Source organism: Shewanella sp. 1CM18E, from assembly GCF_023161665.1.
Classification (GTDB): domain Bacteria; phylum Pseudomonadota; class Gammaproteobacteria; order Enterobacterales; family Shewanellaceae; genus Shewanella.
On the sequence record NZ_JALNTW010000018.1, the window covers coordinates 1 to 13,000 of the forward strand.

A 13,000-nucleotide genomic window follows, 5' to 3' on the forward strand; every position below is an offset into this window, starting at 1 on the left:
TTAAAGAGCGTGAAGTCGTCTTTCAGACTTCGCCTTAGACGCTTAGGTCGTTTGGCTGAGGAGGCGTATTCTACACTCTCCAGTGTCGGCGTCAAGCGCTTATTTTAAGAAGTTTTTCAAGCGATGATTCTTTGTTCAAGTCACATCTAATTGAGCTTCTAAAGCGATTGTCACCTGGTTCAAATCTCTTTCGATTTTCAAACCTCTAACACCGCTGCAAGTCCCTTGCTACCTGAGTAGTTGGCCTGCTGTGCCGTGTCAGTGGATGCGCATTATAGGGATGTGAGATTAAAGCGCAAGGGCAATACTGAATAAAATCGAACTTTTATAATCGTTTGCTCATAAAACCCACTGACTAGCCACTTTTTAAGCTTTATAATGCTAAAAACACCATAATTAGGACTTTTAGATGCCAAACTCTAGAAACAATAACTCGCTACGATCCTATAAAAGTGTCGTCCCTACACTTAAGAAAGGTGTCTATATCGATGAGGCTGCTGTTTTAATTGGCGATATCACGCTGGATGATGATGCCAGTGTTTGGCCTTTAGTTGCAGCGCGCGGGGATGTAAACCGCATATATATAGGTAAACGCTCCAATATCCAAGACGGTAGCGTTTTACATGTAACTAGAAAGTCGGCGGCTTTACCTGAAGGCCACCCTTTGATTATTGGTGATGACGTCACTATTGGACATAAAGCAATGTTGCATGGTTGCCAAGTCGGTAACCGTATTTTAGTCGGTATGGGCGCAATCATTCTTGATGGCGCGATATTAGAAGATGATGTGATTTTAGGTGCAGGCTCGTTAGTCCCACCAGGGAAAATCCTAAAGAGTGGTTTTCTTTATGTCGGCAGCCCAGCTAAACAAGCAAGGCCGCTAACGGAAGCTGAACTTGCCTTCTTACCGCAATCCGCTGATAACTATGTCAGACTCAAGAATGAGTATTTACAAGAAGGCGAATAGTTCGCTATGACTTATCGTTAGATAAGTGCAATTCTTCCCTGCTCATCGAATGTATCTTGTTCGATGAGCATTTCAACCTCTTCTTCTATGTCAAAACGGTATTCATCAAATACAGCTAAAGCGCTAGCCTCAAGTTCATCGCTATCTTGTTCAAATGTGGCAGATGAAAGCTGGGTTAGTTTATTTAGACTAATACGGCATTCAATGTTTGCCCCCTGCACTTGCACAGGAAAGACTACAGTTTGTGTTTGTGGCTCCCAATCTTGTAGATCTGGGAATAAAATACTTTGGTTCATGTCTATCTCAAACTTTTTGAAATTACAATTCAGCTCGCAGCTGAGTTAATACAGGCTCTACGCTTGGCTTAACCTTACGCCAAATATTGAAACTTTCAGCGGCTTGACCAACCAACATGCCTAAACCATCTATCGTCTGACTCGCGCCCTGCGCTGCAGCCCAAAGATTAAATGCTGTAGGCTGTTTGCCATACATCATATCGTAGCAAACTGTTTGCGGCGTAATAGTATTGATACTGATGTTAGGAACATCGCCAGTTAAGCTTGAAGAGGTTGAGTTAATAATTAAATCATAACTTTGGCCGCTATGTTTTATGGGTAATACATCCACGTTACCAAAAGGCGCAAACAAACTTGCTAACGTTTCTGCTTTAGCTTGAGTGCGATTGACTATCGTTAACTTGGCGATCCCAGCATTCAACAATGGCAATATACAACCTCTTGCAGCACCACCAGCACCAACAAGAAGAACATTAAGTCCAGCTAAGGTGCCAAGATTTCTTTCTAGATCGCTAACTAAACCTAAACCATCAGTATTGTCGCCGCGGACCTTACCATTAGCCATTACAGATAAAGTATTCACCGCGCCAGCGAGCTTTGCCTGCTCACTAAGCTCGTCACACAAAGCAAACGCTTGCTCTTTAAATGGCACTGTAACGTTAGCACCACGACCATTGCTACGAGCAAACTCTTTAAAGCTTGCTGCAAACTCATCGACAGGCGCTAAAATAGCTTCATAAGTTAGCGATTGAGCCGTATCTTCAGCAAACATGGCGTGTATTTTTGGAGACTTACTGTGGCTAATAGGGTTACCAAATACTGCGTATCGTTCAGTCATGCTTAGATCTCTTTGCGGTGAAAAATCACAGTGTAACTCGGATCGCCAGCTAGGCAATCGCTTCTATTGGAGTTATTTTCAGCTTTGTAATTTGAGCAACAGTTTGCAGCGCTAATCCATTACTCGTTAAACTTACCTGTATAGAAATAAACAATGAGTAGTAGAGCGATTAAATGAATTGGTTAAAAAAGATCATTGGTAAACAGAATAGTAGTCAAAGTGGCCAACAAGACAGAGATCCAAACCAATCTAATGCCTATGACCGTATAGGTGGTGAACCGGTTATTCGCGCGATTGCCCATCAGTTCTACGCTCAGATGCAAAGCAACCCAGCGACTCAAGAGTTACTCGCTATTCACAGAGCGCCAATTGAAGAGTCAGAACAGAAGTTATTTGAATTTTTAAGCGGTTGGCTTGGCGGGCCACAGTTGTATCAGCAAAAACATGGCCATCCTGCACTGCGAGCCAGACATATGCCATTTAAAGTTGATGAAGCTATGCGAGATCAGTGGCTACTATGCATGAAGGCGGCGATTGAAATAGAAGTGAAAGAGCTGCAACACCAACAAGCCATTTATAGCGCCATATCAACATTGGCTGACCATATGCGAAACCAATAATAGCCAAGTATTATTGGTTTCAGCTAGGTGACGAGTGACGATGTAGATGGCTTATAGGCTTAATCAATCCCTTGGCTTAAGGAAGTCACTATATAATAGTGACTCTGGACTGCCCGCTTCTGGTGTATAAGCATATTGCCAGCGCACCTAGATTGACGCATAGACTTATAGACTTAACCAATCCCTTGGCTTAAGGAAGTCACTATATAATAGTGACTCTGGACTACCCGTTTCTGGTGTATAAGCATATTGCCAGCGCACCTAGATTGACGCATAGACTTATAAACTTAACCAATCCCTTGGTTTGAGGAAGTCGCTATATAATAGTGACTCTGGACTACCCGCTTCTGGTGTATAAGCATATTCCCAGCGCACCTAGATTGACGAATAGACTTATAGACTTAACCAATCCCTTGGTTTAAGAAAGTCGCTATATAATAGTGACTCTTGACTACCCGCTTCTGGCGTATAAGCATATTCCCAGCGAACTAGTGGCGGCATCGACATTAAAATAGATTCTGTACGGCCACCGGTTTGTAGGCCAAATAAGGTGCCACGGTCATACACTAGATTGAACTCAACGTAGCGACCTCGACGATAAAGCTGGAATTGACGCTCATGCTCGCCGTATGCCGTACCTTTACGGCGCTCAACGATTGGTGCGTAGGCAGTTAAGAAACCATTTCCTACCGCTTGCATAAAGGCAAAGCTCTGTTCAAAACCTTGCTTGTTGAGATCATCAAAGAACAAGCCACCTACGCCGCGAGTTTCATTGCGGTGTGGCAGCCAAAAGTATTCATCACACCATTGCTTATATTTAGGGTAAACCTCTTCACCAAATGGTTCGCACAGTGATTTTGCACTTTGGTGCCATTGCACAACATCTTCTAAGTATGGATAGTAAGGTGTTAAGTCAAAGCCGCCACCAAACCACCACACAGGATCCGCACCTTCTTTATTAGCAATAAAAAAACGCACATTGGCGTGGGTTGTTGGTATATGCGGGTTATTGGGGTGAATAACTAATGACACTCCCATGGCTTCAAAACTGCGGCCTGCAAGCTCAGGACGATGCGCCGATGCCGAGGCCGGCATAGAAGCGCCAGTAACATGAGAAAAGTTTACGCCAGCTTGTTCAAATACAGCACCACCGGTTAGCACGCGGCTTTGTCCACCGCCGCCCTCTTCACGCTTCCAAGAGTCTTCCGCAAATGTTGCTGCGCCGTCTAAGGCCTCTAATCCATTACAAATACGGTTTTGAAGATCGAGTAAGAAAGCTTTTACTACTGCAGGATCAGGTGTGCTCATATTATTCCTTTTTATAGTGGCTGATTAACCTTGTCTTAAAATGGTGCCTGTTTTGGCATCAATAATCGTTGATGGTGACGCTTGGGTTCCTAGCTCACCTTTAACTAAACCCGCAATAATGCCGGTAAATTGTTGTTTTATGCTTAACGCTGACAGCGCAGGATCTTGACCAGACAAGTTTGCACTGGTCGACACAATCGGTTTGTTGATAGCCGCACACAGTGCTTTTACACCTTCATGTGCAGTAACCCGTACAGCAATAGAATCAAAACTACCACTGAGTAACTGAGACAAGCCCGGCTTAACAGGCATAATAAAAGTAAACGGCCCAGGCCACTTACTCTTAGCAAACTGTAATTGTTCTGCCGTTAATTGTGATTCATCAATATAGGGCGTGAGTTGCTGATAATCACCGGCCACTAGAATCAAGCCTTTCTGCCAAGGACGCTGTTTGATCTGTAGTAACTGCTCTATGGCATCATTATTATCGGGATCGCAACCTAAACCATATACAGCTTCGGTTGGATAGGCGATTACGCCACCTTGTTCAATTAGGTCAGCTACATCAGCAGGTAATACTTCTAACATTCGTCTCTCTTTATCTTATATAAGCAGTGTAATTTACGAAAACAACAGCTTTAAACTGGACGTTTATACTTACAGGCCTTTTCAGGACACTCTAAACGCATACCCGCAGCGCCTTTACGCTCGACTAAAATACCAAAACCACAATCAGGACATGTTTCAGCTCTAGGTGGATAATTAACTAAAAATTTGCACTTAGGATAAGCGCTACACGCATAAAACGATTTACCAAAGCGGCTAGTGCGGTGTTCTATATGACCTGTTTTACATTTTGGACAAGGGATCTCGTCTTCTGTATTCGTTTGGTCATGCTTTTCTATATGGTGACACTCTGGATAATTAGTGCAGCCAATAAAAATACCGAAACGCCCTGACTTTACCGCCAGTTCGTTGCCGCAGTCGGGGCAAACAGACCCTTGTATCACTTGTGTTTCAATCGACTCATGCTGAACTAAAGGTCTTGTATAGTCACAGCTTGGGTAATTGTTACAGCCAATAAAACCACCGTGCTTACTATTTTTTACCGACAACTCGCAGCCACACTTAGGGCAAAGCTCAAACTCTTTTTCAAGAGCGTGCTCGTGAGTAGTAAACAGTTGCTGATCTATTTTCGCCATGATTGTCTCAATTCATCTATATCGCGCTATTCTACCAAGGAATTGGCTAAGTTTTATATTCCAATGTTAGAATTTAGTAAAAGGTGATGATATATTGTATCCAATAAAATAAAGGACAAATATTAGGGAATCACAATGACCTCACCCTCGAAGCTCTCTACTACAATTATAGCGACTCTATTGGTTACGCTTTCAGCTTGTAGTAACACTGTACAGCAAACTGCCGATCCACAAATTATTAGCCAAATCAGCTCAACCTCTGAAGCAGATCTATTTAACGCGCAAAACCCACTATTAACTACAGATACCTTTATGCAGGCCAGCATTGCACTCGCTGCCACTGAAAATGTCGATACTGCGGATCAACTCCTCTACTATTTTCGTGCTTTTAGTTATTACGGACCCACTGACGAGCTAACTGACAAAGAGATAACTACTTTAGCCGCTGCATTGGCACAACTGGCAAACTCAGGCCTGTTAGATAGTCAAGCTCGCCTGCAAGAGCAATATGCCGTAACCCTGTATCGTTACTTCGCAAATAATGATGCAGCATTAGCTTTAACGCCGCTTCTACCGCAGCTAGGTATTCAACTACAACAACTTGCAGCATCACCAGCTAACTCAACTAATGACTACGGTTTATTAGAAACATTGAAGGCCTACGGATTCTTACTCAACAAAGCCCGTAAAGATATGGATGGCGAGCTAAACAAGGTTTTGATTAGTGCCGATCTCGATTCGCCATTATTAGATTTTGCAGCAAGCCCTGCCAGTATTCGCTTTGGTAGCGATTGGCCGCGCAGCAATGCCTACTGGGCATTAGCCTTATACCGTTTATCACTGCCATCATCAGAAGATGGTCAGCCAACAGAGCAAGAGCTGGCGATAGATAACGCCGTCGCAGCGATTGCCAAAGCAGATGTTGCTGAACGTGGCTATGCAGCGAAAGACACCTACACTGCAGGCTTTCATGTTAACGTATTTGGCGGCCAAGAGCTGTGCGAAACCAACAGCGATATTTGCCGCATACCTGAGTTAAAAACAGCTCTGCCAATCGAACATCACTGCTCTGACTCGCTATTTATATTAACCCAAGATTTAAACGAGCAAGAGCTGGCAGAGAGTTGCACTAAGCTAACTTCGCAAGAATCAAGCTTCCACAGCCTGTTAGAAACAGATCTAAAACCCACACCAAACGACTTCAATACAGCTCTTAGAGTGGTCGCATTTAAAAACTGGAGCCAATACCACCTTTATGGTCAGCTAATTTTCGATATTAATACCGATAACGGCGGCATGTATATTGAGGGCACACCATCAAAACCTGGCAATCAAGCCACATTCTTTGCTTATCGCCAATGGTGGATTGAGCCAGAGTTTAAAGTTTGGAACCTTAACCACGAGTATGTGCACTACTTAGATGGCCACTTTGTTAAATACGCAGGTTTTGGCCACTTCCCAGCCAAAATGGTGTGGTGGTCAGAAGGTCTAGCAGAGTATGTGTCTAAAGGAGATAACAATCCGTCAGCACTACGGGTTATTAAGCGAGATATAAAACAAGCGCCAACTTTAGAAGAGATTTTTGCCACCGAATATAAAGATGGCCAAGATAGAACTTATAAGTGGAGCTATATGGCAATTCGCTTTTTAGCCGAGCACCATCACCAAGACTTTGTGCAGTTAAGTCAGTATCTAAAGACTGACTACTTTGAGGGCTATGAGCAACTCATGCAGTCGCTAACCTCACATCAAGCACAGTTTGCCGACTGGCTAACGGTGCAAGTTGAGGCGTTTGATGACACAGAGGCTAGCACTAAGCCAAGACTACACAAACAAGGACGCTATGATTACCGAGACTACTTGCAGCCACAGCATTTAGCTCATGGTGAGAACCATTTGAAGTTTTAAATAAGCGCCTATTTGTATCCATCCATGGCAAATTGACATAAATGTTCTGACCTCTAGGGATAGAGGAAATGCGAATAAATGTATGGAACATTTATCGCCAGACACAAATCCCTTCTTACGCAATCCTTGCGTTCAGGGATAAGTACATCCATGTACAAAAAAGGAGGCTTAGGCCTCCTTTCTTTTTATAAGTATGAACACTATGAGTGCAGGCGGCCATCTGGCTGCTCAAAGATCAGATCTTCCATCTGTTCATAGGCGGATTCATGACCTGGCGCATTAAATAGCACCATTAAAATAACCCACTTTAAGTCATCTAAGTTTAGTGTTGGCTCATCAATTTCCATCACTCGATCAATAACCATTTCACGAGTCTCAACACTTAACACTTTGATTTGCTCTAGAAACAGTAAAAATCCGCGACTTTCGACGTCGATTTTTTCCATCTCGGCCTTAGTGTAAATACGGAATGAATGCTGATCATGATTACAAAGATAAGGCGTGCCCGCTTCTTGTAGGTCAGCTAAATGCTCTAACCAAGACAGTGCCTTAATAATTTCACTTTGGTGAAATCCTGCGCGAGTAAGTTCTTTAGTGAGTTCGTCTTCATCAACTAGAAGCTCGACTTCACTATGAACATAGTTTTCAAATAAATACATGAGGATATCAAACATGGCTAGCTCCTCTTTAATCTTATGTAACCACCAGGGACTGCAGTAATCCAACCCTGCAGCTCGAGTTCAAGCAATTGCTCCAATACTAGCTCTATGGTTTTTCCACTATGCTCAACTACGTCATCAATTGTCGTAGTCTCATAGCCTACACTAGCTAACAGCGAGGAAAATGGCAAATCAGAGGCGCTTTCCCCCCCTATATGGTGACACGCTTTTAATTCTTCAAGGTGATAACTTGATAAAGCGTTAACTTCTTCCAAAATATCTGTCACCGACTCAACCAACTTGGCGCCCTCACGCAGTAATTTGTGGCAGCCTTCACTTTGTCCGCTAAGTACACTTCCCGGAATGGCAAACACCTCTCGACCTTGTTCATTAGCTAAGCGTGCGGTAATTAACGAACCACTTTTTACACTCGCCTCAACCACTAATGTCCCCATAGTTAAACCACTAATAATGCGGTTACGTTTCGGAAAATTGCCGGCGAATGGCTTAACATCAGGCCAGAACTCAGCTAATAGACAACCTTCGTTTTGAATATCATGGTAAATACTGCGATGGCGTTTAGGGTAAATAACTTCAATCCCGGTGCCTAACACCGCAATACTGGATTTAGCGCTATCGATTGCCGCTTGATGAGCAGCCCCATCGATTCCGAGCGCCATGCCGCTAGTTACACATATTCCATTAGTTGCCAATTGCTCACTTAATTCATAAGCCACTTTTTTACCGCCAAGGGTGGCGTTACGACTACCTACAACGGCAATGCTAGGTAACAGTAACGTATTAATGTGACCTTTTAAAAACAACACTGCAGGAGGGTCATTGATCTGTTTTAGTAATGGTGGATAAAGAGGATCATCAAGGCAAATCAAATAGTGATTATCAGCCTTTTGCTGCCAAGCTAACGCTGCCTCAACCAAAGCATGATCAGGAGTAAAATGCGTTCTTAGAAGTGACTCAGGCAGTGGTAGCGCTTGTGGTTCATGCACTAGCCTTTGTTTTAACTCTGCCACATCCATATGATTGAGTAATTGCTTAACCCGAGCAGATCCTAGTCCCGGTGTAGCCGATACAACTAGCCAATCGACAAGTGTATTGTTAATAATTCATCCTTGAATTCTCGGCATTGCAGCTCGCAATGCCGACCATAAACTAACTTAACATTAGCTTATTTATTCACTGACGCTAGCCGGATTAGGACTGGTCAGCTTATCAGCCACTCTCACTGGGCGTTCGTTAACCAAAATAATTCCCATGCTAGTTTTATCGAACACCTTGAAGACCATTAGCTCACCACGGTATAAGTCTGGCATTTTAACCGCGCTATCTGATGACAAGTTAGCGAGAATTTTTTCGTATCGATTGCGCTCATAAGGCTGTACTGGTGTACCGTCACCATCTATCACCACAACCTTACCGTCTTTAAAAATTGAAAAGACATCTCCCGTTGCCACGCCATCATTAGCACCTCTGTCGAGGTACACAACATCCAATTTACCCATCGCGCGAGTATCTTTACCTGAAGCCAATACAGTTGCAGGCTCAGTAAGCTGCGAAGCTCGCGGCATAAAGTAGGCCGACATCAACGAATCATCTTCAATAGGTAATACATGATAACCCGCTTCCGTTTCGCGCAAATTACTTAATAATTTAACTTTAGAAACCGCCCCCGACTCAACCACCCTGCCCGAGGCAGAAAGAATGACCTCTAAACCAAGGTTTTCACCGTCGCTATTTTTAAAGCTGCGTCCTTGAGCATACACTCCAAGTTTAGTGCCGACGGCAAGCTCGCCTTGCACATAAATAATGTCTGACATGACATGGAATTTTGAGGAGCTTTCACCGGCCATCACTTTCGGCTGCAACTCAAACCAATCGGCATCAACAACACGGTTTTGCAGCAAATAAGGCTGAATTAACGATAAATCTATCGCGGGGATAGCGCCATCTTTGGCAGACACCCGCCCTGCAGGAGTCTTTCTTATATGTGGCTTCATAACAAGGCGTGGTTCACCGTCAATAAAAACCAAGGTCAATTTATCGCCTGGATAGATTAAATGCGGATTCGCAACTTGAGGGTTAACGCCCCACAGTTTAGGCCAGCGCCATGGATCATTTAAGAATGCGGCGGATATATCCCACAAAGTATCGCCTTTCTTAACTACATAAGAGTCAGGATGACCAGACTTTAGCGTCAAGATGTCAGCGAAAGCAGAAGCACAACCAAATATAAGTGAAGCTAGTAATATTAACCGTTTCATCAGGGTATCCATGCTAATTGCTCTTTTATTAAAGTATAAATAGAGCTTTTGCTGTTATTGAATGCCGCTAACGACTAAAATTGAGCCATTAGCAAAAGTCAGTATAACTAACTGGCTCAAATTTGACAGACTTGTTAAGAGTTTAGGTATGAGTTTACTAAAAGTTTTACAATTTCCAGACGAAAGATTACGCACAGTTGCTAAGCCAATTACAGAGTTTAACGACGCACTTCAAACACAAATCGACGATATGTTCGAAACCATGTATGAAGAAAAAGGCATAGGTTTAGCGGCAACCCAAGTTAACTATCACCACCAATTAATCGTGATGGATCTACAAGATGACGTTGAACGTCCAAAAGTGTTTATCAATCTTGAGATTATCGCTAAGAGTGGCGAATTCACTAATGAAGAAGGCTGTCTGTCAGTGCCTGGCGTATACGCCAAAGTTGACCGCGCAGAGTTTGTGACAATTAAAGCACTTGATCGTCACGGCCAAGAATTTACTCTTGAAGCTGATGAACTATTCGCTATTTGTTTGCAACATGAGCTAGACCATTTATCAGGCAAATTGTTTGTCGACTATCTGTCGCCACTAAAGCGTCAACGCATCAAACAAAAGCTTGAAAAAGCAGCCCGTCTAGAAGCAAAGCAAGGATAAATTTTTGAAACCATTAAACGTCATTTTTGCAGGAACGCCAGACTTTGCTGCACGCCATCTTCAAGCGCTAATTGATTCAGAGCATAACGTTATTGCGGTATACACCCAACCAGATAGACCTGCTGGCCGTGGTAAAAAGCTGCAAGCTAGCCCAGTGAAAGCGCTAGCGCTTGAAAATGACATTGCAGTTTATCAACCTAAGTCGCTACGTGACGAAGATGCCCAAGCAGAACTTGCAGCACTCAACGCCGATATCATGGTGGTAGTTGCATACGGCTTAATCTTACCGAAAGTGGTACTCGACACTCCTCGTCTAGGCTGCATCAATGTACATGGTTCAATTTTACCTCGCTGGCGCGGCGCAGCACCTATCCAACGTGCATTATGGGCTGGTGATACCGAAACTGGCGTCACCATTATGCAAATGGATATCGGTTTAGATACCGGTGACATGCTGCTAAAAACGCAGCTAAAAATCGAAGATACTGATACTTCAGCCACGCTTTATGAAAAGCTTGCCGAGCAAGGCCCAAGCGCACTAGTTGAAGCTTTGGCAGCTATTGCAGAAGACCGTTTACCTGCAGAAAAGCAAGATGAAGCGCTAGCTAATTACGCAGAAAAGCTGTCAAAAGAAGAAGCCCGTTTAGATTGGTCTAAGTCGGCTAGCGCACTTTGGCGTGAGATCCGTGCGTTTAACCCTTGGCCAGTCAGCCACTACGACCATGAAGGCAATACCATCAAAGTATGGCAAAGCCATGTTAGCGATGAAACAAGCACAAAGCAGCCAGGCACGATTTTATCTGCCGATAAAAACGGTATTAGCATTGCTACCGGCGAGGGTGTGCTAACCATCACTCAAATGCAGCTTCCAGGTAAAAAACCGCTCAGTGTTGCCGATATCCTTAACTCTAGAGCAGATTGGTTTACACCTGGTACCTTGCTAGCTAGTTCTGACAATCAAGAGGCTTAATCAGCTATGAACTTAAGAGCGTTGGCCGCCAAGGTCGTTTTTCAGGTGCTAGAAAAAGGTATTTCACTGTCTGTAGCCTTGCCTGAACAGCAAAAAAATCTCGATAACGGCAAAGATAAAGCCCTTCTGGCTGAGCTTTGTTACGGCGTAATGCGTTACTTGCCACAGCTTGATAAGCAAGTGAGTGACTGCATGAGCAAGCAGATGAAAGGCAAGCAACGTATTGTCCACCAGCTTTTGCTAGTGGGTTGCTACCAGCTGTATTTCACACGCATTCCAAGCCACGCGGCGATTTCTGAAACAGCTGAAGCATGCCGTCAGTTAAAGTTTGAAGGCTTAGTTAAAGTGGTTAACGGTGTTTTACGCAACATTCAACGCCAAGAAAAGCCACTTGCAACAGACAACGACACGCTGGCCTACAACACGCCAGCATGGATCATTAAGCGTCTAAAAGAAGCGTATCCAGACAACTGGCAAAACGTGATTGAGCAAAGCCACGAGCGTCCACCAATGTGGCTACGCAACAACCAACAATCGCAAACCAGAGAAACCTATTTACAGGCATTAGCTGGGTTAGACATCGAAGCTGAAGCTGGCAATAGCCCAGATTCAATCCTATTGAGCAGCCCGCGTGATGTTATGCAGCTGCCAGGTTTTGAAACCGGTGCCGCATCAGTACAAGATGGCGCTGCGCAGTGGGCAGCAACCTTATTAGCGCCACAAGGCAATGAGCTTGTGCTTGATGCTTGTGCAGCGCCGGGTGGTAAAAGCTGCCACTTATTAGAGCTAGCACCAGAAATCAAACTAGTCGCAGTAGATTTTGATGCCAAACGTCTTGAGCGTGTGCAGCAAAACTTAGATAGGTTGTCGCTTAACGCCGAGCTAGTGCATGGCGACGCAGCCGATATCGACTCTTGGTGGCAAGGTGACAAGTTCGACCGCATTTTGCTAGATGCACCGTGTTCTGCCACAGGTGTTATTCGCCGTCACCCAGATATTAAGTGGCTAAGAAAGAACAACGACATCGAAGAATTGGCACAACTGCAGTCAAAAATTTTCGATCATTGCTGGAAGTGGTTAAAGCCCGGTGGCACACTCCTATATGCAACATGTTCGATTTTGCCACAGGAAAACAAAGATCAAGTCAGCGCATTCTTAGCCAGAACACCTGATGCGACTTTAATTCCTATCGAAGAACAAGCTAACTCAAGCGATATTGGTTGGCAGATTGTTCCAGGGCAAAACAGCATGGACGGCTTCTATTACGCTCGCCTAGTGAAGGATTAGTACGG

Annotated in this window: 14 protein-coding genes and 3 pseudogenes; 6 read left to right on the forward strand and 11 right to left on the reverse strand. The window is 44.0% G+C overall.

Going from position 1 to position 13,000, the window contains the following annotated elements:
* Positions 1 to 409 precede the first annotated feature (409 nt).
* Positions 410 to 967, forward strand: a complete 558-nt coding sequence (locus tag MSG37_RS18120; protein WP_248472077.1) for a gamma carbonic anhydrase family protein — start codon at positions 410 to 412, stop codon at positions 965 to 967.
* A gap of 17 nt (positions 968 to 984) precedes the next feature.
* Here MSG37_RS18120 and MSG37_RS18125 read toward each other — a convergent pair whose 3' ends face one another.
* Complete coding sequence (locus tag MSG37_RS18125; RefSeq protein ID WP_248472078.1) at positions 985 to 1,263, reverse strand: DUF1488 domain-containing protein; 279 nt, start codon at positions 1,261 to 1,263, stop codon at positions 985 to 987.
* Between the two features lie 22 nt (positions 1,264 to 1,285).
* The gene (aroE, locus tag MSG37_RS18130) at positions 1,286 to 2,101 is read right to left on the reverse strand and encodes a shikimate dehydrogenase (RefSeq protein WP_248472079.1); all 816 of its coding nucleotides are present in this window, start codon (positions 2,099 to 2,101) and stop codon (positions 1,286 to 1,288) included.
* Positions 2,102 to 2,274: 173 nt separating this feature from the next.
* Here aroE and MSG37_RS18135 point away from each other — a divergent pair, with 173 nt between their 5' ends.
* Positions 2,275 to 2,721, forward strand: a complete 447-nt coding sequence (locus MSG37_RS18135) for a group II truncated hemoglobin (protein ID WP_248472080.1) — start codon at positions 2,275 to 2,277, stop codon at positions 2,719 to 2,721.
* 63 nt (positions 2,722 to 2,784) lie between these two features.
* Here MSG37_RS18135 and MSG37_RS21390 read toward each other — a convergent pair.
* The 6 genes and pseudogenes from MSG37_RS21390 to MSG37_RS18160 form a co-directional block, all read right to left on the reverse strand.
* Positions 2,785 to 2,868 (reverse strand): annotated as a pseudogene (locus tag MSG37_RS21390) (coproporphyrinogen III oxidase); the annotation flags it as partial.
* An 18-nt stretch (positions 2,869 to 2,886) separates the two neighbouring features.
* Positions 2,887 to 2,982: pseudogene (locus MSG37_RS18140) on the reverse strand (coproporphyrinogen III oxidase); the annotation flags it as partial.
* Positions 2,983 to 3,000: 18 nt separating this feature from the next.
* Positions 3,001 to 3,096: pseudogene (locus MSG37_RS18145) on the reverse strand (coproporphyrinogen III oxidase); the annotation flags it as partial.
* Positions 3,097 to 3,114: 18 nt separating this feature from the next.
* The gene (hemF, locus tag MSG37_RS18150) at positions 3,115 to 4,029 is read right to left on the reverse strand and encodes an oxygen-dependent coproporphyrinogen oxidase (protein WP_248472081.1); all 915 of its coding nucleotides are present in this window, start codon (positions 4,027 to 4,029) and stop codon (positions 3,115 to 3,117) included.
* A 24-nt stretch (positions 4,030 to 4,053) separates the two neighbouring features.
* On the reverse strand, positions 4,054 to 4,617 hold the full coding sequence (locus tag MSG37_RS18155; protein ID WP_248472082.1) for an L-threonylcarbamoyladenylate synthase: 564 nt from the start codon (positions 4,615 to 4,617) through the stop codon (positions 4,054 to 4,056).
* 50 nt (positions 4,618 to 4,667) lie between these two features.
* On the reverse strand, positions 4,668 to 5,231 hold the full coding sequence (locus tag MSG37_RS18160; RefSeq protein WP_248472083.1) for a topoisomerase DNA-binding C4 zinc finger domain-containing protein: 564 nt from the start codon (positions 5,229 to 5,231) through the stop codon (positions 4,668 to 4,670).
* Positions 5,232 to 5,366: 135 nt separating this feature from the next.
* Between MSG37_RS18160 and MSG37_RS18165 the strand changes: the two genes are divergently transcribed.
* Positions 5,367 to 7,139 carry a collagenase gene (locus MSG37_RS18165; protein WP_248472084.1) on the forward strand — a complete coding sequence of 591 codons (1,773 nt, stop codon included), beginning with the start codon at positions 5,367 to 5,369 and terminating at the stop codon, positions 7,137 to 7,139.
* Positions 7,140 to 7,339: 200 nt separating this feature from the next.
* Here MSG37_RS18165 and MSG37_RS18170 read toward each other — a convergent pair whose 3' ends face one another.
* The 3 genes from MSG37_RS18170 to MSG37_RS18180 all read right to left on the reverse strand — a co-directional run bounded on the left by MSG37_RS18170 (position 7,340) and on the right by MSG37_RS18180 (position 10,089).
* Positions 7,340 to 7,813 carry a DUF494 family protein gene (locus MSG37_RS18170; protein ID WP_248472085.1) on the reverse strand — a complete coding sequence of 158 codons (474 nt, stop codon included), beginning with the start codon at positions 7,811 to 7,813 and terminating at the stop codon, positions 7,340 to 7,342.
* Between the two features lie 2 nt (positions 7,814 to 7,815).
* Complete coding sequence (gene dprA / locus MSG37_RS18175; RefSeq protein WP_248472086.1) at positions 7,816 to 8,835, reverse strand: DNA-processing protein DprA; 1,020 nt, start codon at positions 8,833 to 8,835, stop codon at positions 7,816 to 7,818.
* A 153-nt stretch (positions 8,836 to 8,988) separates the two neighbouring features.
* Positions 8,989 to 10,089, reverse strand: a complete 1,101-nt coding sequence (locus MSG37_RS18180; RefSeq protein WP_248472087.1) for a LysM peptidoglycan-binding domain-containing protein — start codon at positions 10,087 to 10,089, stop codon at positions 8,989 to 8,991.
* 136 nt (positions 10,090 to 10,225) lie between these two features.
* Here MSG37_RS18180 and def point away from each other — a divergent pair, with 136 nt between their 5' ends.
* The 3 genes from def to rsmB are packed head-to-tail and all read left to right on the forward strand — an operon-like array spanning position 10,226 to position 12,995.
* The gene (gene def / locus MSG37_RS18185) at positions 10,226 to 10,738 is read left to right on the forward strand and encodes a peptide deformylase (protein ID WP_248472088.1); all 513 of its coding nucleotides are present in this window, start codon (positions 10,226 to 10,228) and stop codon (positions 10,736 to 10,738) included.
* 4 nt (positions 10,739 to 10,742) lie between these two features.
* Positions 10,743 to 11,708 (forward strand): methionyl-tRNA formyltransferase, encoded by a 966-nt coding sequence (fmt, locus tag MSG37_RS18190; protein WP_248472089.1) that lies wholly within the window; start codon positions 10,743 to 10,745, stop codon positions 11,706 to 11,708.
* A gap of 6 nt (positions 11,709 to 11,714) precedes the next feature.
* On the forward strand, positions 11,715 to 12,995 hold the full coding sequence (gene rsmB, locus MSG37_RS18195; RefSeq protein ID WP_248472090.1) for a 16S rRNA (cytosine(967)-C(5))-methyltransferase RsmB: 1,281 nt from the start codon (positions 11,715 to 11,717) through the stop codon (positions 12,993 to 12,995).
* Positions 12,996 to 13,000: the final 5 nt, after the last annotated feature.